The sequence below is a fragment of the Kitasatospora sp. NPDC048194 genome, from assembly GCF_043202455.1.
Lineage (GTDB): Bacteria > Actinomycetota > Actinomycetes > Streptomycetales > Streptomycetaceae > Kitasatospora.
Genome location: NZ_JBIDAK010000001.1, coordinates 67566 through 88593 on the forward strand (window position 1 = coordinate 67566; position 21028 = coordinate 88593).

General features: G+C 70.0%; 29 protein-coding genes. 8 read left to right on the forward strand and 21 right to left on the reverse strand.

Features of this window, described 5'->3' with window-relative positions:
* Positions 1-6: 6 nt before the first annotated feature.
* Both xseA and ACGF07_RS00320 read right to left on the reverse strand, forming a co-directional pair.
* Positions 7-1239: an exodeoxyribonuclease VII large subunit gene (gene xseA, locus ACGF07_RS00315; protein ID WP_392894159.1), complete on the reverse strand. Its 1233-nt coding sequence runs from the start codon at positions 1237-1239 to the stop codon at positions 7-9.
* A 175-nt stretch (positions 1240-1414) separates the two neighbouring features.
* Positions 1415-2767, reverse strand: a complete 1353-nt coding sequence (locus tag ACGF07_RS00320; protein WP_392894161.1) for an APC family permease — start codon at positions 2765-2767, stop codon at positions 1415-1417.
* Positions 2768-2876: 109 nt separating this feature from the next.
* Between ACGF07_RS00320 and ACGF07_RS00325 the strand changes: the two genes are divergently transcribed.
* Together ACGF07_RS00325 and ppgK are read left to right on the forward strand one after the other, a co-directional pair.
* Positions 2877-3851, forward strand: coding sequence for a 4-hydroxy-3-methylbut-2-enyl diphosphate reductase (locus tag ACGF07_RS00325; protein ID WP_350743898.1), 975 nt, complete (start codon positions 2877-2879; stop codon positions 3849-3851).
* Positions 3852-4027: 176 nt separating this feature from the next.
* Positions 4028-4774 (forward strand): polyphosphate--glucose phosphotransferase, encoded by a 747-nt coding sequence (ppgK, locus tag ACGF07_RS00330; protein WP_350743897.1) that lies wholly within the window; start codon positions 4028-4030, stop codon positions 4772-4774.
* 86 nt (positions 4775-4860) lie between these two features.
* Here the strand turns inward: ppgK and ACGF07_RS00335 are convergent, their stop codons facing one another.
* On the reverse strand, positions 4861-5313 hold the full coding sequence (locus ACGF07_RS00335) for a DUF6542 domain-containing protein (RefSeq protein WP_392894163.1): 453 nt from the start codon (positions 5311-5313) through the stop codon (positions 4861-4863).
* A gap of 329 nt (positions 5314-5642) precedes the next feature.
* On the opposite strand from ACGF07_RS00335, the gene ACGF07_RS00340 reads away from it, so the two are divergent.
* The 3 genes from ACGF07_RS00340 (at position 5643) to ACGF07_RS00350 (ending at position 9050) form a co-directional block, all read left to right on the forward strand.
* Complete coding sequence (locus ACGF07_RS00340; protein WP_392894164.1) at positions 5643-6035, forward strand: VOC family protein; 393 nt, start codon at positions 5643-5645, stop codon at positions 6033-6035.
* Positions 6036-6119: 84 nt separating this feature from the next.
* Positions 6120-7193, forward strand: coding sequence for a redox-regulated ATPase YchF (gene ychF, locus ACGF07_RS00345; protein ID WP_392894166.1), 1074 nt, complete (start codon positions 6120-6122; stop codon positions 7191-7193).
* A 663-nt stretch (positions 7194-7856) separates the two neighbouring features.
* A complete protein-coding gene (locus tag ACGF07_RS00350; RefSeq protein ID WP_392894168.1) occupies positions 7857-9050 on the forward strand; it encodes a hypothetical protein in 1194 nt (397 codons plus the stop codon).
* 5 nt (positions 9051-9055) lie between these two features.
* Here the strand turns inward: ACGF07_RS00350 and ACGF07_RS00355 are convergent, their stop codons facing one another.
* Positions 9056-10366: a nucleotide sugar dehydrogenase gene (locus ACGF07_RS00355; RefSeq protein ID WP_392894170.1), complete on the reverse strand. Its 1311-nt coding sequence runs from the start codon at positions 10364-10366 to the stop codon at positions 9056-9058.
* A 68-nt stretch (positions 10367-10434) separates the two neighbouring features.
* On the opposite strand from ACGF07_RS00355, the gene ACGF07_RS00360 reads away from it, so the two are divergent.
* Positions 10435-11208: a glycosyltransferase family 2 protein gene (locus ACGF07_RS00360; protein WP_392894171.1), complete on the forward strand. Its 774-nt coding sequence runs from the start codon at positions 10435-10437 to the stop codon at positions 11206-11208.
* 4 nt (positions 11209-11212) lie between these two features.
* Here the strand turns inward: ACGF07_RS00360 and ACGF07_RS00365 are convergent, their stop codons facing one another.
* The 4 genes from ACGF07_RS00365 to ACGF07_RS00380 all read right to left on the reverse strand — a co-directional run bounded on the left by ACGF07_RS00365 (position 11213) and on the right by ACGF07_RS00380 (position 13707).
* Positions 11213-12142 carry a TauD/TfdA family dioxygenase gene (locus tag ACGF07_RS00365; RefSeq protein ID WP_392894173.1) on the reverse strand — a complete coding sequence of 310 codons (930 nt, stop codon included), beginning with the start codon at positions 12140-12142 and terminating at the stop codon, positions 11213-11215.
* Between the two features lie 298 nt (positions 12143-12440).
* Positions 12441-12842 carry an ATP-binding protein gene (locus tag ACGF07_RS00370; protein ID WP_392894175.1) on the reverse strand — a complete coding sequence of 134 codons (402 nt, stop codon included), beginning with the start codon at positions 12840-12842 and terminating at the stop codon, positions 12441-12443.
* Positions 12843-12917: 75 nt separating this feature from the next.
* A complete protein-coding gene (locus tag ACGF07_RS00375) occupies positions 12918-13289 on the reverse strand; it encodes a hypothetical protein (RefSeq protein WP_392894177.1) in 372 nt (123 codons plus the stop codon).
* Positions 13234-13707 (reverse strand): ATP-binding protein, encoded by a 474-nt coding sequence (locus ACGF07_RS00380; RefSeq protein ID WP_392894179.1) that lies wholly within the window; start codon positions 13705-13707, stop codon positions 13234-13236. Before ACGF07_RS00380 ends, ACGF07_RS00375 begins: the two co-directional genes overlap by 56 nt.
* A gap of 222 nt (positions 13708-13929) precedes the next feature.
* On the opposite strand from ACGF07_RS00380, the gene ACGF07_RS00385 reads away from it, so the two are divergent.
* Both ACGF07_RS00385 and ACGF07_RS00390 read left to right on the forward strand, forming a co-directional pair.
* Positions 13930-14787, forward strand: a complete 858-nt coding sequence (locus ACGF07_RS00385; RefSeq protein ID WP_392894181.1) for a helix-turn-helix domain-containing protein — start codon at positions 13930-13932, stop codon at positions 14785-14787.
* 1 nt (position 14788) lies between these two features.
* Positions 14789-15037 carry a DUF397 domain-containing protein gene (locus ACGF07_RS00390; protein ID WP_362563645.1) on the forward strand — a complete coding sequence of 83 codons (249 nt, stop codon included), beginning with the start codon at positions 14789-14791 and terminating at the stop codon, positions 15035-15037.
* 91 nt (positions 15038-15128) lie between these two features.
* On the opposite strand, the gene ACGF07_RS00395 is transcribed toward ACGF07_RS00390, so the two are convergent.
* The 13 genes from ACGF07_RS00395 to ACGF07_RS00455 form a co-directional block, all read right to left on the reverse strand.
* Positions 15129-15524 (reverse strand): hypothetical protein, encoded by a 396-nt coding sequence (locus ACGF07_RS00395; protein ID WP_392894182.1) that lies wholly within the window; start codon positions 15522-15524, stop codon positions 15129-15131.
* Positions 15521-15862, reverse strand: coding sequence for a hypothetical protein (locus ACGF07_RS00400; RefSeq protein WP_392894184.1), 342 nt, complete (start codon positions 15860-15862; stop codon positions 15521-15523). The genes ACGF07_RS00395 and ACGF07_RS00400 overlap by 4 nt, the downstream gene beginning before the upstream one ends.
* Positions 15859-17052: a hypothetical protein gene (locus tag ACGF07_RS00405; protein WP_392894186.1), complete on the reverse strand. Its 1194-nt coding sequence runs from the start codon at positions 17050-17052 to the stop codon at positions 15859-15861. Before ACGF07_RS00405 ends, ACGF07_RS00400 begins: the two co-directional genes overlap by 4 nt.
* A complete protein-coding gene (locus ACGF07_RS00410; RefSeq protein ID WP_392894188.1) occupies positions 17045-17263 on the reverse strand; it encodes a hypothetical protein in 219 nt (72 codons plus the stop codon). Before ACGF07_RS00410 ends, ACGF07_RS00405 begins: the two co-directional genes overlap by 8 nt.
* The gene (locus ACGF07_RS00415) at positions 17260-17619 is read right to left on the reverse strand and encodes a hypothetical protein (protein ID WP_392894189.1); all 360 of its coding nucleotides are present in this window, start codon (positions 17617-17619) and stop codon (positions 17260-17262) included. Before ACGF07_RS00415 ends, ACGF07_RS00410 begins: the two co-directional genes overlap by 4 nt.
* The gene (locus ACGF07_RS00420; RefSeq protein WP_392894191.1) at positions 17616-17981 is read right to left on the reverse strand and encodes a hypothetical protein; all 366 of its coding nucleotides are present in this window, start codon (positions 17979-17981) and stop codon (positions 17616-17618) included. Before ACGF07_RS00420 ends, ACGF07_RS00415 begins: the two co-directional genes overlap by 4 nt.
* Positions 17978-18595, reverse strand: a complete 618-nt coding sequence (locus ACGF07_RS00425) for a toprim domain-containing protein (RefSeq protein WP_392894683.1) — start codon at positions 18593-18595, stop codon at positions 17978-17980. The genes ACGF07_RS00420 and ACGF07_RS00425 overlap by 4 nt, the downstream gene beginning before the upstream one ends.
* Positions 18477-18911: a CHC2 zinc finger domain-containing protein gene (locus ACGF07_RS00430; protein WP_392894192.1), complete on the reverse strand. Its 435-nt coding sequence runs from the start codon at positions 18909-18911 to the stop codon at positions 18477-18479. The genes ACGF07_RS00425 and ACGF07_RS00430 overlap by 119 nt, the downstream gene beginning before the upstream one ends.
* Positions 18896-19036 (reverse strand): hypothetical protein, encoded by a 141-nt coding sequence (locus ACGF07_RS00435; protein WP_392894194.1) that lies wholly within the window; start codon positions 19034-19036, stop codon positions 18896-18898. Before ACGF07_RS00435 ends, ACGF07_RS00430 begins: the two co-directional genes overlap by 16 nt.
* On the reverse strand, positions 19033-19176 hold the full coding sequence (locus ACGF07_RS00440; protein ID WP_392894196.1) for a hypothetical protein: 144 nt from the start codon (positions 19174-19176) through the stop codon (positions 19033-19035). Before ACGF07_RS00440 ends, ACGF07_RS00435 begins: the two co-directional genes overlap by 4 nt.
* Entirely contained in the window at positions 19173-19568 is a 396-nt protein-coding gene (locus tag ACGF07_RS00445; protein WP_392894198.1) for a hypothetical protein, read from the reverse strand. The genes ACGF07_RS00440 and ACGF07_RS00445 overlap by 4 nt, the downstream gene beginning before the upstream one ends.
* A gap of 12 nt (positions 19569-19580) precedes the next feature.
* Positions 19581-20447, reverse strand: a complete 867-nt coding sequence (locus ACGF07_RS00450; protein WP_392894199.1) for an AAA family ATPase — start codon at positions 20445-20447, stop codon at positions 19581-19583.
* Positions 20448-20519: 72 nt separating this feature from the next.
* Positions 20520-20936, reverse strand: coding sequence for a hypothetical protein (locus ACGF07_RS00455; protein ID WP_392894200.1), 417 nt, complete (start codon positions 20934-20936; stop codon positions 20520-20522).
* Positions 20937-21028 lie beyond the last annotated feature (92 nt).

Genomic DNA, 21028 nt, shown 5'->3' on the forward strand with positions numbered 1-21028 from the left:
CCGTGACTACTCGACGCCCGCCGTGCCGGGCCCGGCGTCCACCGTGACGCCGAAGCCGCCGCCGGCGACCCGGGCGTGCAGCTCCTCCCCGGCCGCCACCTGCGCAGGACCCGTCACCACCGCGCCGTCCGCCCGCTGGAGCACCGCGTAGCCGCGCTCCAGCGTCGCCGCCGGGGACAGCGCGACCACCCGGGCCAGGGTGTGCCCGAGGTCGCTCTGCGCGTGGTCCAGCCGGTGCCGCAGGGTGCGGCGCGCCCGCTCCAGCAGGCCGTCCACCTCCTGGCCGCGGCCGTCCAGCATCCGGTGCGGGGCGGCCAGCGACGGGCGGCTGCGCAGCCCGTCCAGCCCGTGCTGCTCGCGGTCGACCCTGGCCAGCACGTGCCGACGGGCCCGGTCGCGCAGCTGGCGGACCTTGGCCAGCTCCTCGCCCACGTCCGGAACCACCCGTTTGGCGGCATCGGTCGGCGTGGAGGCACGCAGGTCGGCGACGAAGTCCAGCAACGGCTGGTCCGGCTCGTGCCCGATCGCGCTGACCACCGGTGTCCGGGCGGCCGCCACCAGCCGCACCAGGCCCTCGTCCGAGAACGGCAGCAGGTCCTCCACGCTGCCGCCGCCCCGGGCCACGATGATCACGTCCACCCGGGGGTGCTCGTCCAGCTCCCGGACGGCCGCGCTCACCCGCTCCACCGCGCTGACCCCCTGCACCGGGACGTTGCGCACCTCGAAGCACACGGCCGGCCAGCGCCGCCGGGCGTTCTCCAGCACGTCCCGCTCGGCCGCCGAGCCGCGCCCCGTCACCAGCCCGATGCACTGCGGCAGGAACGGCAGCGGCCGCTTGCGCTCGGCCGCGAACAGGCCCTCCCCGGCCAGCCGCCGCTTCAGCTGCTCCAGCCGGGCCAGCAGCTCGCCCAGGCCCACCGGCCGGATCTCCGACGCCCGCATCGACAGCTGCCCGCGCGCCGCGTACCACTCCGGCCTGGCGTGCACCACGACCCGGGAACCCTCCTGCACCACGTCCGCGACCTGCTCGAACACCGAGCGGAAGCAGGTCACGGTGAGCGACACGTCGGCCTGCGGGTCGCGCAGGGTCAGGAACACCACGCCCGCCCCGGGCCGACGGCTGAGCTGGGTGATCTGCCCCTCGACCCACACCGCGCCGAGCCGGTCGATCCAGCCGCCGATCAGCGCGGAGACCTTGCCGACCGGGAGCGGGGCTTCGGGGGAGCTGGTGTTGGCCATGCGTACGAGGCTAGCGGCGCGGGCCGACAGCGCGGCCGCCGACCGGCGCCGGGGCCGCTACGGGCTTGGAGGGGCCTCACCCTCGTCGAGGCGGCCTGACCGGCGTGGAGGGGCTTCACCGGTGTGAAGGGGCGTCACCGGTGCCGCGGGGGCCTCGCCCGTGTGGAGGGCGGCGTCACCGGCGCGGACCCGGCGCGGCGGCGCCCTGCACGCCGAGCACCACCAGGCCGACCGCCAGCCAGACCAGCCCGGCGACCTGCGCCGTCGTCGAGGCCTCGTAGACCACCGCGCCGATCACCGCGATCCCCAGCAGCGGGACGATCAGGTGCCGCAGCCGGTCCCGCGAGCCGTGCCGCACGGTGTACCAGCCGATGACCGAGGCGTGCAGCAGGGCGAAGGCCGTCAGCGCGCCCACGTTCACCACCGAGGTCAGCTGGTCCAGCCCGTCGTCCCGCTCGGCCGCCCAGACCGCCGCGGCCATCGTGATCACCGCCGCCGCCAGCAGCGCCCGGCGCGGCACCGCGCTCGCCGGGTCGACCGAGCCGAGCGCCCGCGGCAGCCGCCCGTCCCGGCCCATCGCGTAGACCAGCCGTCCGGCCGCCGCCTGCCCGGCCAGGGCCGCGAAGGCCGCCCCGATCGCCTTGCTGGACGCCACGAGCACGTGCAGCCAGTGCCCGGTGCTGCTCTCCACGGTGTCGTAGAAGGCCGAGCCCTGGGCGCCGGGATCGGCGGCCAGCTGCTGCGGGGTCATCGGCTCCAGCAGCGCCGCCAGGTAGGTCTGGGCGACGAACAGCACCCCGGCCAGCGCCAGGCACCACAGCACGGCCCGGGCGACCGCCGCCGAGGCGCCGACCGCCTCCTCGACGAAGGTGGCGATCGCGTCGAAGCCCAGGTAGGAGAGCACCGCCACGGACACCGCGGAGACCACCGCGGTGAGCGAGAAGTCCCCGACGGCGGTGAGCGGGGTGTCCCAGCCGCGCCGGGCGCCGTCCTGGGCCAGCGCCACCGCGGCCGCCGCGACGAACACCACCAGCACCGCGACCTCCAGCGCCAGCACCGCGAAGCCGACCACGGCGGCGGTGCGCACCCCGATCAGGTTGAGGGCGGTGGTCACCACGACCGCGAGCGCCGTCCACACCCAGCGCGGGACGTCCGGCACCAGGGAGTGCAGCGCGATCCCGGAGAAGAGGTAGGCGACCGCCGGGATCAGCAGGTAGTCCAGCATCGCCATCCAGCCGGCGATGAACCCCGGCCCCTCGCCCAGGCCGGCGCGGGCGTAGGCGAAGACCGAGCCGGTCTGCGGCACGGCGCGCACCATCTGGGCGTACGAGAGGGCGGTGAAGCCCATCGCCACGGTGGCGGCCAGGTAGACGGAGGCCACGGCCCCGTGGCTCTTGGCGTCGAGCACGCCGAACACGCCGACCGGGGCCATCGGGGCGATGAACAGCAGTCCGTAGACCATCAGATCGCGGACGCCCAGACTGCGGCGCAGGCCGCCCGGCGTCGCCTGCTCGCTCACGGTGCTCATAGACATCACATTTGAGCACTTGCGACCGGATCCGACCGGAAAGTGCGGCCCGTCGGCGCGGCTGCCCGCCCCGAGAGGTGCGGTGCGCGGCCGCCCGTACGATGGAGCCATGTCCAACACCGCGCAGCGCCGTGTCCTGCTCGCCGCCCCCCGGGGCTACTGCGCGGGCGTCGACCGCGCCGTGATCGCCGTGGAGAAGGCCCTGGAGCAGTACGGGGCGCCCATCTACGTCCGCAAGCAGATCGTCCACAACAAGTACGTGGTGCAGACCCTGGAGAAGAAGGGCGCGATCTTCGTCGACGAGACGGAGGAGGTGCCCGAGGGCTCGATCGTGGTCTTCTCGGCGCACGGTGTCGCCCCGTCCGTCCACGACGAGGCGCGGGCCGGCAAGCTGGCCACCATCGACGCCACCTGCCCGCTGGTCACCAAGGTGCACAAGGAGGCGGTGCGCTTCGCCGACGAGGGCTTCGACATCCTGCTGGTGGGCCACGAGGGCCACGAGGAGGTCATCGGCACCATGGGCGAGGCCCCGGACCGGATCCACCTGGTGGACGGCGCCGAGGACGTCGCCAACGTGCGGGTCCGGGACGAGTCCAAGGTCGTCTGGCTGTCCCAGACCACCCTGTCGGTGGACGAGACCATGGCCACCGTCGGCGAGCTGAAGAAGCGCTTCCCGGCGCTGGTCAGCCCGCCCAGCGACGACATCTGCTATGCGACCCAGAACCGCCAGGTCGCGGTCAAGCAGCTGGCCGAGGAGACCGACCTGCTGATCGTGGTCGGCTCCAAGAACTCCTCCAACTCGGTCCGCCTCGTCGAGGTCGGCCTGGAGTACGGCGCCAAGGCCGCCCACCTGGTGGACTTCGCCGAGGAGATCCAGGAGTCCTGGCTGGAGGGCGTCACCACGGTCGGCCTGACCAGCGGCGCCTCGGTGCCGGAGATCCTGGTCGAAGGGGTGCTGGAGTTCCTGGCCGCGCGCGGCTTCGACACGGTCGAGACGGTCAAGACCGCCGAGGAGCACCTGACCTTCTCGCTGCCCAAGGAACTGCGCCGCGACCTGCGCGCCGAGGCCGCGGGCAAGCTCTGATCCTCCCGCGGAACCCGGTGCCCCCGGCGGGGGTGCCGGGTTCCGTGCTTTCCCGGCCCCTGCGCGCCGTTTCGCTGTGCGTGGCCGTGCGCCCTCTCGTAGCTTTGTGCACAGGCTGTGGACGACGAGCGGGCCGCGGGCGGGAAGACGCGCGGCGGAACGCGGAGGGCGGAGTGATGACGGCGGTATTCGGCGTGGACATCGGCGGTTCGGGCATCAAGGGCGCCCCGGTCGACTTCGCCCGGGGCGTGCTCGCCCAGGAGCGCTACAAGGTGCTCACCCCGCAGCCGTCCGAGCCCGAGGCCGTGGTCGCCGCCGTGCGCGAGGTGGTCCGGCACTTCGACCACCGGGGGCCGGTCGGGCTGACCTTCCCCGGCGTGGTGGTCGGCGGGCACACCAGAACCGCGGCCAACGTGGACAAGGGCTGGATCGGCCTGGACGCCGAGGGCCTGTTCCGCGAGGCGCTGGACCTGCCCGCGACCGTCCTCAACGACGCGGACGCGGCCGGGCTGGCCGAGATGGCCCACGGCGCCGGGCACGGGGAGCGCGGCGTGGTCCTGGTGCTCACCTTCGGCACCGGCATCGGCAGCGCCCTGTTCGTGGACGGCACGCTGGTGCCCAACACCGAGCTCGGCCACCTGGAGCTGCGCGGCAAGGACGCCGAACGCCGGGCCTCCTCGGCGGCCAAGGAACGGCACGGGCTGGACTGGGAGCAGTGGGCCGGGAGGGTCGACGAGTACCTGGACCTGGTGGAGATGCTCTTCTCGCCGCAGCTGATCGTGATCGGCGGCGGGGTGAGCCGCAAGCACGAGAAGTTCCTGCCGCTGCTGAGGGCGCGCGGGGCGCGGGTGGTGCCGGCCGAGCTGCGCAACGACGCCGGCATCGTCGGAGCCGCCATGGCGGCGGCCCGGGCGGCGGGCTGAGGGCCCCGCCGGGGCCAGGCTGAGGGGCCCCGCCGGCACCGGCGGGACCGCCGCGCCGGGCCCGGGAGCCGGCGGGGCGCCGGACGTCAGCGGGACCGGTGGATCCGGCGCTGGGCGACGAAGCGGGCGAGCACGATGAGCGCGGCCAGGCCGGTCCCGGTGAACAGCCAGCCGGCCCTCAGCGCCAGCCCGGTGGCCAGCCCCACCACCTGGGCGGTGGCACCCGGGGAGCCGACCGGAGCGAGCGCCAGCAGCGCGGCGGCGAAGGCGATCGGCCCGCTGATCGGTGCGGCCAACAGGTCGGCGTAGCGGACCCGGACGGCCAGCTGGAAGCAGACCACCAGGTAGCCGAGGCCGAACAGCCAGCCGAGGTCGTCGAAGAGCAGCCGGTCCACGGCCGCCACCCCCAGCGTCGCCAGCACGGCGGCCACGCCCGTGCCGACGGCGGTCAGCCGGGTCGGGCGGCCGGTCCGGCGCCGCCCGTACACCCGCAGCCGCCGCCCGGGCGACGGGCGGGGCGGGGCTTGGCGGCCGGCCACTGGGCGCAGCCGCGAGGATGCGGGGGCGCGGTCGGCGGGCGCGCGGTCGGCAGGGGCTCCGGCGCTCTCGGGAGCCCGGCCGGGACCGGGGACGGCGGGCGCGGCCGGCCGGTGCTGCGGACGGCGTCTGGGCCCTGGCGGCTGGGTTCGGATCCTCTGCTCCACCCGCCCAACGTACGGTCCGATCATCGCCACACTGTGTAATGGACCGTTCAGGTCTTGTCCCGTGTCCCCGGATGGGGTACTCCTGTGATCGTCGCTCAGCGGGTCTGACCTGCCCGAACGAGTCGACGCACCAAGATCGTCGGATCATCGCACCGGGGGAGCTCATGGGTGCCGACTTCACGTTCGAACGCATCGACCACGTCCAGCTCGACATCCCGGCCGGCGCCGAGGACGAGTGCCGCGCCTTCTGGTCCGGTGTGCTCGGCATGACGGAACTGGAGAAGCCGCCGGTGCTGAAGGCGCGCGGCGGCTGCTGGTTCCGGGGCGGCGGAGTCGAGGTGCACCTCGGCGTGACCCCGGACTTCCGACCGTCCCGCAAGGGCCACCCGGGCATCCTGGTGCACTCGCTGGACGCCCTCGCGGCACGGCTCACCGCGTACGGCCACGAGGTGCGCTGGGACCACGACCTGCCCGGCCACCGGCGCTTCCACACGGACGACAGGCTGGGCAACCGCCTCGAGTTCCTCGAGCCGGCGCCCGCGCCGACCGAGGCGTAGGGCGGCGCAGGCGCTGCCCGTAGACTTGGGGGTCGGCCCGTACGGTGCCGACCCAACTCCTCCAAGCCCACGGGACTGCGCTTCATGTCGCTCACGATCGGAATCGTCGGCCTGCCGAACGTCGGCAAGTCGACCCTGTTCAACGCCCTGACCAAGAACGACGTGCTGGCGGCCAACTACCCGTTCGCCACCATCGAGCCGAACGTCGGCGTCGTCGGCGTTCCGGACGAGCGGCTCACCAAGCTCGCCGAGATCTTCGGCTCCCAGCGCATCCTCCCGGCCACCGTCGACTTCGTCGACATCGCGGGCATCGTGCGCGGCGCCAGCGAGGGCGAGGGCCTGGGCAACAAGTTCCTGGCCAACATCCGGGAGTCCGACGCGATCTGCCAGGTCGTGCGCGCCTTCACCGACCCGGACGTGGTGCACGTGGACGGCAAGGTGTCGCCCAAGGACGACATCGAGACCATCCACACCGAGCTGATCCTGGCCGACCTCCAGACCATTGAGAAGGTCCTGCCGCGCCTGCAGAAGGAGGCGCGCCTCAAGAAGGACACCGCCCCCGTGCTCGCCGCCGCCGAGGCCGCACAGGCGATCCTGGAGACCGGCAAGACCCTCTTCGAGGCGGGCTTCGACACCACCCCGATCCGCGACCTGCACCTGCTGACCTCCAAGCCCTTCCTCTACGTCTTCAACGTCGACGAGGCCGAGCTGGCCGACGAGGACTTCAAGAACGCCCAGCGCGAGCTGGTCGCCCCGGCCGAGGCGATCTTCCTCAACGCCAAGATCGAGTCCGAGCTGATCGAGCTCGACGACGCCGAGGCCCTCGAACTCCTCCAGTCGATGGGCCAGGAGGAGCCCGGCCTCGCCACCCTCGCCCGCGTCGGCTTCGACACCCTCGGCCTGCAGACCTACCTGACGGCCGGCCCCAAGGAAGCCCGCGCCTGGACCATCAAGAAGGGCGCCACCGCCCCCGAGGCCGCCGGAGTCATCCACACCGACTTCCAGAAGGGCTTCATCAAGGCCGAGGTCATCTCCTTCGACGACCTGGTCGAGGCCGGCTCCATCGCCGAGGCCCGCGCCAAGGGCAAGGCCCGCATCGAGGGCAAGGACTACGTCATGCAGGACGGCGACGTCGTGGAGTTCCGCTTCAACGTGTGACGGGTTCCATAGCACGGCGCTCCTGATCTGGCAAACATGCAGGTCAGATGGGGTCTGATCCTTCGGGGTCAGGCCCCCTTCTGTTTCCCGTGCTGACTTGGTGCTGACCTGGAAGCACCCCGGATCACCCCCCGCCACCCGCCCCGTGCTGACTTGGTGCTGACTTCGCGGACGCCTCGGCGGGGGTGCGCTGACAGGCCGGGCACAGCTCGTATCGACCGTCGATCACGACGCCGCCCCACCCGCGACAATTATCGCAACTGCGGGCTTGGCGGATATCGACCTTCGGGCCTTGGCCGCTCGCTCTATTGGCCATTCCGGCACTCCCGATGGGAATTGCGCTGTGCTTTGTTCCGGCGTCTGCCCTGCTTCGTTCCTCGCATCCACTCGGTCGCGGGAGGATTCAAGATCGCAATCCCGCACGCCTGCGCGATTGAGGTACTGAACATCAATCAAATTCTGGATCACCTGGCTTGATCCAGTTGACCCAGGTGAGTGTGAAGTTTCGGCAACGAAATTCACCGGCGCTCCACGTCATATCAGCCCCAAGTCGGAGAGGCTGTGCGACCTGCGGATGAACTGGCACCCCGCCAGTTTTCGGACACGAACTTGGCGTGTTTTACTGTGCGTGATCCCTCAACCACTCCGAAATATGGAGTTGCCGTGTCCCGCCACAGGAAGCCGATATCCACCCTCCTTGCGTTGCCTGACCGTGGTCAGCCTGACAGAAAGATCGCGATCTTCTCCTGGGGCCTAATCGCCACAGCGACTGCCATCACTTGTCTTATGTGCGCAACTGACACGCTGCCTGAGCGAACTTCAGAGGGAACGTCTGTGCCCGCGGCGCCAGACCAGGGACCCGAGCCGACACCAGACCCGGGCGGTGACGACAACGGGCCCGACGAGAAGCACGACGTCTACAAGGACTCCCCGCAGCGCGGCTATGTGCCGACCTACTTCGACGGGCACGGCGGGATCGCCGGAGTACCCCTGACCGAAGAGCAACGGAAGGCGGTCGTGGCGGAGGCCGAGCGACGCGGGATGTCGGAGGTCGACGCCCAGGCCCTTGCATACGGTGAGCCGGAGCACGCCCCGCAGGCCGCCCCGCCCGGTGCGAGCCTGCCCTTGGCAGCCAAGCCGCTGTACCGCGAGGTAGCGCCCACCGAGACCGTGACTGCGACGGTCGGGGACTCCGTGCCCATGGCCCCGGCCCCGCCGGCAGAGCCCCAGCAGAAGGCCCCCGCCCCGGTTCCTCTCACCGCGACGCCGCCAGCCGGAAAGAAGGACGAGTCGAGCAAGGGCCAGGCGAAGAAGGGCAAGGATGGGCCTGCGGCCCGGTCGGCATCGGAGGACGCCAAGCAGATGCTCAAGGACATCGTGCCCGACCCCGTCGAGGACCTCCTGCACCACATGACGCACCTGAAGAGCTTCATGCGCGGTGTCAGCGCCCCGGGCTACGCGCCGATCGTCGAGACGTCGGTGGACGAGTCGACCGGCGCTGTGACCATGACGACGTTGGTCGCCGAGGACCTGGCGGTCTCAGTGACCGTAACCACCCCTGTGGATGAGGCGGCTGAGCCGCAGCCCTGCACCATCTCCGTGATGGTGACGGACCCGGAGACGGGCGCCGTTGCTGTGACCACCGAGGAGAGGACCGTCGACACCCCGCAGGAGGTGAGCCACGCGGCCATCAACGAGGTGGTTGACGCAGTGGTCGCGGCCTCTCAGGTACCCGACGAGGCCCCAGCGGAGAGCGAGACGCCCGCCCAAGCGGGACAGGTGCCCCCGGAAGCAGACGGACTGGCAGCCGTCGAAGGAAGGGCTGCCGAGGCCCTCGCTACTTCCTCGGAGCAGTGAGGCGGCTAGAGCACCTCGACGGTTGTCCCAGTGAGCCGCCGCCGGCAGTCCAGCACGTACCGCGCGTGCTGTGACACCGCCGCGTAGTCGAAGTCGTCGTGGTCGGCAAGCAGGATCACCGCGTCGGCCGCAGCCAGCTCTTCGGGTGTGGCCTCGACGCGGTGGACCGAGGCCAGCGGACCGCCCTCCTGGTGGTCGGGGGTCCGCTGGCCCGGAATGGCCGGTTCAGCGACGTGCACGTCCACGACCACGTGCGGGTCGGCGCCACGGACCTCGGCGCCCATGCGGCTCAGCAGCTCAACCACCCGGGCGGCCGGGGTCTCCCGGGCGTCGCCGGTGTTCTTCTTGTACGCCAGACCGAGCACCAGCACCCGGGAGCCGTTGACCGAGCGCTGCCGGTGGTTGAGGGCCTCGGTGAGGCGCCGCACCACGTAGTCGGGCATGTGGCTGTTGACGTCGTTGGCCAGCTCCACGAAGCGGAAGGGCTGACCGAGTGCCCGCTCCACCCGCCAGGACAGGTACGAGGGGTCGATCGGCAAGCAGTGCCCGCCGACGCCCGGCCCCGGGGTGAACCGCAGGAAGCCGAACGGCTTGGTGGAGGCCGCGTCGATCGCCTCCCACACGTCGATCCCGAGGTCGTGCGCGAACATCGCCAGCTCGTTGACCAGGGCGATGTTCACGTGCCGGAAGGTGTTCTCCAGCAGCTTGGCCAGCTCGGCCTCCTTGCAGGAGGAGACCGGGACGGTGCTCTCCACCAGTTGCCCGTAGAAGGCGTCGACCGCTGCCAGGCCCTCGGGGGTGGTGCCGGAGACCACCTTGGGGGTGTTCTCCAACCTCCACTGCGGATTGCCCGGGTCGATCCGCTCGGGGCTGTAGCCGAGGTGGAAGTCGACGCCGGCACGCAGTCCGGAGCCCTCCTCCAGCAGCGGGGCGAGCAGTTCCTCGGTGGTGCCCGGGTAGGTGGTGGACTCCAGCGCCACGGTGGCGCCGGGCCGCAGGTGCCGGGCCAGCAGCCGGGCCGAGGACTCGATGTACGACAGGTCCGGGACGCCGTCGCGCAGCGGCGTCGGCACGGTGATCACCGCGATGTCGAAACCGGCCACGTCCGCGGGGTCGGCGGAGGGCAGGTACGCCCCGCTGTCCAGCAGCGGACGCAGCCGCTCGGCGGGGATGTCCTCGACGTACGACTCGCCGACCGCGAGCCGCTTGATCCGGCGCTCGTCCACGTCGTACCCGACGACCCGATGCCCTACCTCGGCAGCCCGCACGGCCAGAGGGAGCCCCACATAGCCCTGACCAGCGACAACAACATGCATGACTACTCCCCTACTACAATTCCACTGCTTGGACGGACCGCCGTCGCTATCTAGCAAGGAGACGCGCTGTGCCCCTGGTCTCTGTGGTGATGCCTGTGTACAACTCGGCAGCCACTCTCGGCGCTTCGATCCGTTCGGTGCTCGCGCAGACTCACAGCGATCTTGAGCTTCTGGTTACCGACGACGGGTCTTCCGATGAGTCGATGGACCTGCTCATGGAATTCGCGCGACAGGACGAGCGTGTGCTGCCGAAACCGGGGCCAGGACGCGGTGGCGCGGCACGGGCCCGCAACCTCGCCATCGGGCGGGCGCGGGGGGATTACGTCGCCTTTCTTGATAGTGACGACATGTGGCTCCCGGAAAAGCTTGAGCGGCAGATCAGCTTCGCGAGGACCGTGGACGCACCACTGACCTTCACCTCCTACTACAAGGTGGATGCCGACTACGACGGCGAGGGCGCCGACTTCATCCCGAACGGCCGCGTGGTCCGCGTTCGAGAGCACGTGGACTATCGCGCGATGCTGATCCAGGATCACATCGGCGCCCTGACTGCCATGTACGACCGCACCGCCCTCGGAACGAGGCTGATGCCGGAGATGCGCAAGCGACAGGACTACGCCCTGTGGCTGTCGATCATGCGTGACGGCACTCCGGCCCGGGGCCTCGACGAGCCGCTGGCGGTATACAGGGCCCAGCGGCCGGGATCGCTGTCCTCGAACAAGCTGTCCCTGGTTCCGTACAACTGGGCCCTGTACCGCGAACACGAACGGCTGTCGGTTACCCGGTCGGCGCAGGCGCTGACGGGGGCCGTGTGGCACTCACTCCGCAAATCGCGGATCTAGCACCCTACGAGGCCGCCGGGGCCGACTCGCGCAGGAAGAGCTGGAGCAGCAGCCGGCGGTCGGCCTCGGCCACGTCGTGCTGGCCGGCGGCCAGCGGTTCCCGGCCGTGGACCCAGCGGTGCTGGTTCACGATCAGGAAGTCACCGCGCTGGAGGATGAAGGACTCCTGCCCGGCGACCAGCTGCTTTGCGAGCTCCCTGGCCGCCGCGGCGTGCTCCTCATCCAGGCCGGCCGCGTTGAGCATCTTGGCGGTGAACCGGACGAACCCGGAGCCCTCCGGCGCACCGTCAAGGACGGGGAACGGCGTGAACTCCTCGCCAACGTCGGAGAGCTCGAAGAACGAGCCGTAGCGATGCACGGCCTCGCCCAGAAGAGCCCGGCTCTGCGGGGACACGCGCGCCACGGCCGCGCGGGCGTCGGAGAGGATGCTCTCCCCAGCGCCGAGCGGGTCCGGGCGGACGCACAGCAGGACCGAGTAGTCCGGCGGCAGGGTGGCGTTTACCAGGTCGATGTGGAACGCGTTGTACCCGATTCCGGTGGACATGCCCGGGTCGGCGGCCAGGTTGGTCCCGATCTCCTTCCACAGCGGCCACCGCAGGAAGGGCTGGAACGGGGTGGCCACCTCGGCGAGAAGCGCCGTGGCCAGGCGCAGGAACTCCTCCCCGAACCCCAGCGCTTGGGCGATGTTCCCCAGCCGCACCACCGCGTAGCCGGTGCCCGCGGTGCTCACCTCGGCGCGGAGGGATTCGGCGATCTTGGCGAAGTGCGGGACCGAGGCCAGCTCGGCCCGGTACCGCTCGATCGTGGAGCCGGCCAGGAAGGTGCCGTCCATGCTCCACTCGGGGAGCGCCTTCCCGATCCGGGTCAGAGCTTCCTCCAGCTCTCCCGGCAGGTCGACGAAGTTGTTTCGGTCAGCACTGTTGATCTCGGGCATCGTGCCGTCCCTTCTGCGGATGGGCTTCGGCCCGGTTGGGCGAAGCGTCGCTCGCCCCGCTGGCAGTCGGCCGGGGCGCGCTCCGGGCGTCCTGTCTGGCGGGGGTGGTGCCCCCGCGCCACCGTGGGAATGGAGACGGTGGCGCGGGGAGTCTGGGGCGCGGGAAAGCGCGGTCGGGCTCAGGGGGCGGCCCCTGCACTCGGGGGTGGTGTGAGGGGCCGCCGGTCGCGAACCCCGCCCGATCCGCCGCGTCGCTGCCGGCAGTTCGGGTGCTTTCGGGGGCGCGAGATTCAAATGGTCAGTGAGAGTAGAGCGCGGGTCGTGAGAGGTGGCCCGTTCGGCCCAGGTGGGCGTAAACGACCTTGCCGAAAGGGCCGAGCTCGGCTCCCCAGCGCCCTTGGGTGAGCTTGTGAACCAGGGGCAGTCCACGCGAGGACTCGTCGGCCTCGTCGGCAAGGATCATCACGGGCAAGCTGCGCGAGCCATCGCGGACGGCGACCTGAACAGCGCGTGCGCCGATCTGATGCACCGACACACGCATGAGCGTGAGGCAGCCGGTGTGAAGCGCGTTGGTCACCAGCTCCGTCGTCACCATCTCGGCGGCTTCGACCAGTTCGCCCAAACCCCAGTCCCGAAGGGCGGTTCGGACGAGCTGTTGCGCGAGGCCAACGGACTCGGCGCGGTAGGGGTACTCCGCCACGGCCGGCAGTCGCGTGGTGGCCGCTGCCGGTGCAGCGGTAGGGGCTATCGGCGCTGTTGCCAACGTCAGTGCCTCCTACGCCGGTCTGAGCGGGTAGGCGCGCAGGCCCTCGATCACGCGTCGCAGGAGATCCTCGGAGACACCCCCGAGACGTTGACGGCTGCGGATCTCTTCGAGCGAGAGGGTTCGCTGGCGAACCTCCAGCGGTTCGGCCGGGTCGTCGGGGAGCTGCTGCAAGAGCAGCTCTGCGCCATCGAGAACGTACCGAAGCAACTGGTTCGGCGTCAGCCGCAGGAGTAGCGGCGCGGCAGGTCCGGTCTGTCCGTCGAGCTGAATGGGCCCCAACGCCATCTCGACCGAAGCCTTGGGGTTCGCGTGATGGGCCAGCTCCTCAGGAGGCAGCTGCCGCAACCGTAACTTCGGTTTGCTGGGCGCTTCTTGCGTCACGACACTCCTCCTTCAATCTGAAACAGATGATCTTCTTTCGCCGCAACTCGTCGTCCTCGACGTGCCAGTACTCCGCCAGCGCGTCCATGAGCAGGAGTCCGCGTCCGCTGGCGGCCCCGAGGTCCACTTCACGAAGCGTCGGAAGCTGCGGCGACTCGTCTTTGACCTCGAACCAGGCCGCGGCCCCCCACGGAGCCACGCAGGTCACCTGGCAAGGTGACTTGGCGTGAGTCAGCGCGTTCGTGACGAGCTCGCTGATCAGCAACTCGGCGGTGTCGGAAGGCTGCCCGATCGCTTCGCAGAAGCGGCGGACGAGCTGCCTCGCCTTCCGGGGGGAGAGTGGGTCGACCGGGAACTTTTCGGACTGGACCAGCCGAAACTGATCAGTTAGGTGCGCGTGCTTGAGATCGCTCGTCACAGCCCCTCCAAGTTCAGTCGGAGGGGGTGAGCGCCTGCGGGCCCGCACTACACTCCGCCACTGAGTGGACGCGTTTGGTGCTCTAAGAGTCTGGCTTCGCGCGAACTTCGCGCGCAAGCCCTTCGCGCGAATCCGCTGAAAAATCACTCCCCAGAGTCATGTGCCACACCCTGGGGGCGATACCCTGCACCCAGGACAACTGAAGGCCCTGGGAGGAGAAGCGTGTCCGTCAACCCGCAGGCATCCCGCTCCCGCCGGGCCTTCGGCCGGCAGTTGCAAGACCTTCGCGAGCAGGCCAAGCCCCGCGTCACCCAGAAGATGGCGGGAGAGGCCATCGGCAAGAGCCGAGACCTCGTGTCGTTCATCGAGCGCGGTGGTCAGTGGCCCACCGAAGCGCAGCTCTCTACGCTGCTTGATCTCTACGGCGTGGACGCCGCGACCCGTGCGCTGGTGGAGGGCCTGTACCAGGCAGCCCAGGAGACCGTCGAGGTTTGGTGGGCTCAATACCCAGACCTCCCTAAGGATCTTGTCAAGCTGATCGAGCTTGAGGACGTGGCTGAGAAGATCTGGATCTATGGGGGTGGCACCCTCCCGGGGCTGCTTCAGATCCCGGAGTACATCGAGGCCCTCTTCCGGTTCGAGTCGCAAGAGTTCGGCAGCGCCCAGACTGGGATGCTTGCCAAGGTTCGCCGCCTGCGGGGTGACGTGCTGACGCGCCACCGGCCGCTTGTACTGGACACCCTGTTGGCTGAAGGCGTCCTGCGGGAGAACACCGGCGGTAACGACGTCATGCGCCGACAGCTCGAACACTTGCTTGCGATGGCTCAACGCTCGAACGTCACCATCCGGATCATTCCGAGAGAGGCGCCGGTAGCCGCAGGCGCCACCGCGCCGTACTCCATCTTCGACTTCCAGAGTGATCCCAGCATGAGGCAGGCAGACCTCACTGGCGGGATGGCCTTTACGGAGGATGCAAAGACAGTTCGGTACGCCCGGCGGCTGTACGAATACATGGCCGGGTTCGCACTCTCTCCGGAGGAATCAATGCACCGCATCGAAAAGTTGATCAAGGATAAGTGACATGGACAAGAGCGTGCTTCGCTCCGCCGATCTCTCCAAGGCCGTGTGGACCAAGTCGAGGCGAAGCGGTAACGGCGCGAACGATCAGTGCATCGAGGTCACACGAGTCGTCGTAGATGGTGTTCACGTAGGGATGGCCATCCGGGACTCCACGGACCCCAACGGGCCGGTGCTCTACTTCTGGAACGACGAGTACAAGGCGTACCAGCTCGGTGTCCAGGACGGGCAGCCTGACCTTCTCGTCCCCTAACTCGGCGAACGCCGCTGCCCCCGAGTCGGATCAGGTCGATTCGGGGGCAGCGCATTTTCCGCCTCTTCGGGGCTCAGATCGCTGGGGACTCCTAGAGGCCGCCAGGGCCATCGCTCGGCAGGTCGTCGTACCCCTCGACGTAGTCCCGTCCGCTGAGGTGGGCCGCGAGCTTCCCCACCCCTCGTTCGCATCGGTACCGGACTGCCCGGCCGGTGACTCCTTGGAGGGCTCCGGCCTCGTCGTCCGCGAGGTCCGCGCCGTACCGCAGGAGGAGGGCCTGGCGCTCACCGAGGGAGAGCGGGGCGGTTGCCCAGCCCCGCCGGATGTCGGCCAGGTGGGCGACCAGGACCCCCGCGGTCTTCTTGTCCACCGAGCCCTTCGGCATGTCGGCGTCGGGTGCGGTCGGGTTCCTGATCCCGTACGCCGCCTCCCTGTCCCAGACGGCCGGGAGGAGGTGCTCGACGAGGCGACGGTCGTACCCGCTCACCCCTCCGCCTTCCCCGCCGCGTACCGGGCAGCTTCGTAGGAGACGTGGCCGGCACGGCGCCGGGCCACCGTCAGCCAGCGGTCCCGGAGGCGCTGGGAGAGCCAGCGGTGCAGCAAGCCCGGCCCGGCGTCCGCAAGGATGCTGCGGACCTGCCCGGCCCGCTCGGCCATCACCAGGAGCGCCTCCTGGTGGGCGTCGTCGTACTCCAGCGTCAGCCCGTAGTCGCGTGAGATGGAGCGGGCGACGGCCTGGGCGACGCTGCCGACGTGCGGCTCGGAGAGCACGGACCAGTCGACCGCCGCACGGGCTTCGGCCGGTTCGAGTTCCACGAGATTCATCGGACCACCTCCTTCACGGAGGTCTCGCCGTCCTTGGTGACGGCGACCATCAGGCCGGGGGCCCCGGTGGTGCCCTTGCTGTGCCGCCACCACGTGGACTCGGACTCCATCGCCGGAGGCTGCACGAAGGTGCGCGGGCCGTCGGTGTCGATGTGTTCGTGGTGCAGGTGGCCGGCCAGGAGGAGATCGGCCTGGTGCATCGCCGACTGCTTGTTGAACGCCTGGCCCTTCCACCAGTCGAAGTGTCGGCCGGGGCGCCACTGGTGGCCGTGGGCGTGCGCCACGGTGGTGCCCGAGCAGTCCACGACGACGGTCAGCTCGTCGGTGTCCGGCACGTACCACTCGACGTGGGAGAACTTCTCCGGGTGGAGGTCGGCGGCGTCCTTGACGGCGATCAGGGACTCGGTGTCGTGGGAGTCGTCGTACCGGGTCAGGCCCTTGCCGTTGATGCGGATGGCCTCGCCGTGGTTGCCGGGCACCGCGGCCATGGTCACCCGCTCCGCGAGCGGCGCGAAAGTCGTGAGCGCGTGCAGCATCACCCGGCGCGTCAGACGGATCTGCTCGTTGAGGGTGAGCTGCGTCCGCCAGGTGTTCGCGCCGCCCTGCGACTGGAACCCCTCGACATGATCACCGAGCCACGCGATGTGGACGTGGCCGATGCTGAACCGTCCCCTGTACAGCTCCAGCAGATCGGCCGCGCGGTTCAGGCACTCGATCGTGCGGCGGAGAGTGCCGGCCGGGCCGTCACCGTCGATCTTGCCGAACTGCATGTCGCCGAGCGCGACGATGAACGTGTGGTCGCCGGAGGTCAGCGCGTTGGGGGCCCACGGCTTGTACGCATCGACGGCGGCCAGGAGTTCGTCCACGTCGGGGCGATCGGCCGTGGTGACGGCCTTGCTCCGGGCAAAGGCGAAGCGGGTGGAGACGCCCGTCTCGCCGTTCGGCATCGTCCACTCCGAGGAGCGGAACCCCGTCGCCACCCAGTCAGCGGGTTCGAGGCCCTGGGCCCGCAGGTAGGCGGTGGCGGCATCCTCGTTCACAGTGGCCACCGAGCCCCGGACGGTCACCTCGGCGGCGTCGCCGCTCACCTCGATCTGGCGGGTGAAGTCCCGCTCCGGGTCGACCGACCGGGCGGGGATCGCGGGGCCGACAGGCTTGGAGAGGAGCTCGTCGAGCAGGGTGTCAGTCACGCAGGCTCTCTTCCTGGCGCAGGCGGCGCCGGTACGTGCGGATGGTGGAGGCGGACACGCGGTGCCCGTAGCGGCCGAGAATCCAGACGAGGTCCTCGGCTGCGGTGTCCTGGAGGAGGTGCCGCTCGAACGCCTCGCGCTCGGGTCCGGTCAGGGCCTCCCAGATGAACTGGAGGCGGGGGCCGGGGGCGCCCGGCAGGCCCGCGCTCACTCGGCGTCCGCCGGATGCAGGAGCGCAAGACCGCCGTCGTACTCGTACGTGCCGTAGAAGTGGCAGTAGGAGCGGGACGACCAAGCCGCGATCAGGTAGCAGCCGGGGCGGAGGCCGACCGAGTCGTAACCGCCCTCGTCGATGCCTGCCCGGTGGAACCAGCAGTCGAGGCCCTCCTCCTCGTGGAAGGCGACGTCGCACCGCAGTTCGCTCTGCTGGTCGAGGCAGTCGGCCGTGTGCTCGGCGTACAGGTAGTAGTCGGACTGGTTCTCCACGACCAGCCAGTGGGGCTGTCCTGCGGGCGGCAGCGACTCCTTCTCGGAGTCGAGCTGCACGTGTTCGAAGAGGTCGATCAAGCGGCGGCCTTGTCGATGTCCTCGACGGCGGCCCCGGCGAGGGCGGCCAGGCGGACCAGACCCTCGCGGACCTTGGCGGGCTCCTGGGTGCTGAACGCCTCGAAGGCGGCCTGGACGATCAGGCCGTCCACGCCTCCGGTGCCGACCGCTTCGCGCCGCTTGTTGATCAGGTCCCAGTCGCCACCGCGGCTGCGGTAGATCTCGGCCGCGCGGTGCGGGTGCTGGCCGCCGATCAGCTCCTTCGGGAGGTCGGCGAGGGTGCGGGCCTCGGCTCGGGCCTCGGTCATCGCCAGGTGGAGCAGGTCCGGCTTCGGCTGCACGCGGCGGGCGGTGGTCTTCTTCGCGGTGGTGGTCTCGGTCACTTCGACTTCTCCTCGTCGATCAGGTCGTGGAGCGACTGGGCGCCCCCGTGCAGGTAGGTCTCGGTCACGTCGCCGACGCGCAGGCGCACGCCCTTGGCGGAGCGCAGGTACCGGCAGACCTTGTTGGTGAACTTGGCGCCCGCGTCGTCCGGGTCGCCCCAGACCCAGACGCGGCTGAATCCGGCGAGCATCCGGCGGTGTCGGGGGAAGAACATCTCGGAGCCGGGGGCGGCCACGGCGTGGAGGCCGATCTTGCGGAGGATGATCCGGTCGAGCTCGCCCTCGGTGAGGTGGATCTCGTCCACGGCCTGGTGGATCGAGTCGACGCCGTACATGCGCGGCGGGTCGTCCGGCACGGTGTTGTACTTGCCGTGCCCATAGTCGCGATGGTTGTGCTCTTCCAGGCAGCGGAAGCGGATCGTCAGCGGGCGGCCATCGTGACCGAGGTAGGGGATCGCCAGCATGCCCTGGTAGCGGGCGTGGCCCGGGTGGGGCTCAGCGACGACGCCAAGCCGGAACGTATCCAGCTCGGCCCGCCCGATCCCGCGAGCGGCCAGGTAGCGCTCGGCGTCCCCCGTAAGCGCTGCCTGATAGGAGGCCGTCGCCTCCTCCAGCGTCTCGCGTTGCGAGGGCGACAGAGGCCGCAAGGGCTCGCGCTCCGACAAAGTCCGTGCTCTCCTTCATCATGATCAAGCTGTAGGAATCCCCGCCCTGGCCGCAGGAGTGGCACTTCCACACCTGGCGGTCGGTGTTGTACGAGAGGGACGGGGTGCCATCCTCGTGCAGCGGGCAGGGCGCCATGCCGATCGACCGCTGCGGGTTGTACTCGACGCCGTAGTGGTCGAAGGCGGCTTCGAGCGTGGGCTTCTGCTCGTCCGCGTCGTCCCGGTCGTGCCGGTCGATGGGCGCAAATCTCACGGGAGCATCCATTCGTCCAGGTCGTTCATGTGGACCTCGAAGTACTCCTCGAACTCGAAGAGCTCCGGGCCGTCGAACTCGGGGTCGTTGAGGACATCGAGGAATGCGTCGAAGCCCAGAACTTCGGGTTCGATCAAGCGATCCGCCGACCTCGGAAGTGCTCGCTGACGGCGTCCCAGCCCAGCTCGTCGAGGCCGCTGGGCTCGGTGTCGGCCAGCAGCTCGGCGAGCTCGCGCTCGATCCGGCGGTGCTCGGCGATCTCCTCGAACTGCCTCATGCCGCGGCCTCCGGCGGGAGATCGAAGTACTCGGCCAGGGTCGAGAGCACGTAGGCGTCACGCCAGCTCGCGCCCCTGCGGCGGACGATCACAATCACGTCCACCTCAGCCGGATCGAGACCCCGATGGCGGGCGAATGCGTCGCGCTCGCGCAGGGCCTCCTTAATGAACGCTCCCGGCTCGAACTTGGCGTTCTTCGCCTCGACCACCAGGAACGAGCGATGCCGACGCGGTTCCCGTAGCCGGATGACGTGGTCGCCCTCGTCGTCCTTCCCGGTGAGCCGCAGGCGCTCGATGTCGAGGCCGGCCCGACGTAGCTCGTCGCGGAGCTCGGTCTCCCACGTGGCGCCGCGCCGCTTGTTCCTGCGGTTTCGCGCCGCAACATCAGTCAACTCTTACAATCCTCACTTCAAAGCGTCCAGCGGGGACCAGGTGCTGGTCGCTGGCTGTGGGGCGGGGAACAGGCGGGGCTCCAGCGCGGAGAACCTGGTGATCTCCGGGTGGCACCGCAGCGTGGCGTACCGGCGGGCCGTGGGGTCACACGGGCCCATGCGCTGTTTGATCACCGCGATGCGGTACTCCAGGCTCGTCGGGTCCAGCGCGACGGACAGGGACAGCTCGGGCTTCTCCGACAGGCCGCCCTTGACCTGGTCCCGGCTGGGCGGGGCCCATGGGTCGGACTTCGCCTCCCAGGACTTGTCCGAGGCGTGGTGCAGGACGATCACCGTCGAGCCGGTCGCGCGGGCGAGCTCCGTCAGGTTCGACATGACGGCCATCTGCTCGGTGTAGTCCGACTCCGCGTTCTCGAAGTCCATCAGGTTGTCGAAGACCAGGATCTCGGGGTAGGCATCCCAGAGCTCTATCTGCGCTTCGAGCTCCTCGTCAACGGCCTGCCAGGTGATCGGCGAGCCGAAGCTGAACGTGATCCGGCTGTCGGTCAGGGCGTTGAGGTAGGTCTCGCGGTATCGGCCTCCGGCCGCCATGCCGGCCTCGACCATCTCCGTCGTGTCGCCGGTCGCCATCGACGCCAGGCGCGAGGAGGCGGTGAAGGCGGACATGTCGGCCGAGAAGTACAGGGCGGGGCGGTTCATCTGCGCGACCCAGAACAGGGCGAGCCCGCTCTTCTGGGTGCCGGACCGTCCGGCGATCATGATGACCTCGCCGTGCCGGGGGCGGCAGCCGATGTTGTAGAGCGCCTGGAAGGCTTCGATGCGAGGCAGTTCGCGGCCGGCCTCGGCATGGAGGGTCAGGGACCGTCCGGGGGTGAGCACTGCTCGGCTCCAATCGTCAGGGTGGGGGAGGGGGCGACAGACACCAGGCCGCCCCCTCGTGCCGGCCGTGCGTCAGTCGAAGTCGGGCGCCGCGTCCATCGCAGCCTTCACCGCCGCGTCGCGCTGCTCGGCGTAGGCGATCACCTGGTTCTTGATGCCGGTGTCGGTGACCTGCTTCCACACCCACGCGGGGTGCGCGCCCGGCTTCTTCGCCGGGACCTGGGTGACGGTCACCAGCACCGCCTGGCCGACGACACCTTCGAGGTCGCGGGCGAGGACGGTCTGCTCGATCCGCTGGCCCTGGCTGACCTCGGGGGTGCAGTTCTTCAGCTGATCGGGGGTCTTGAACACGGTCACGTCAGCGATGGCGCTGTCCTTCGGACCGTTGGGGGTGGGCCTCTGCCGCTCGAAGCCGTGCACTTCCAGGAGGATCGCGATGGCGTCCTGGTTGTCCGCGGCCTTGAACCAGCCGCCGTTAGCGGTCGGCATGGTGGCGAGGGCAAACGTCACTGAGTATCTCCAGACTGCCGGTGTACGGCGTAGGGAATGTTGCGGGTCTTCGGTTGGGGCGCGGCCAGCGA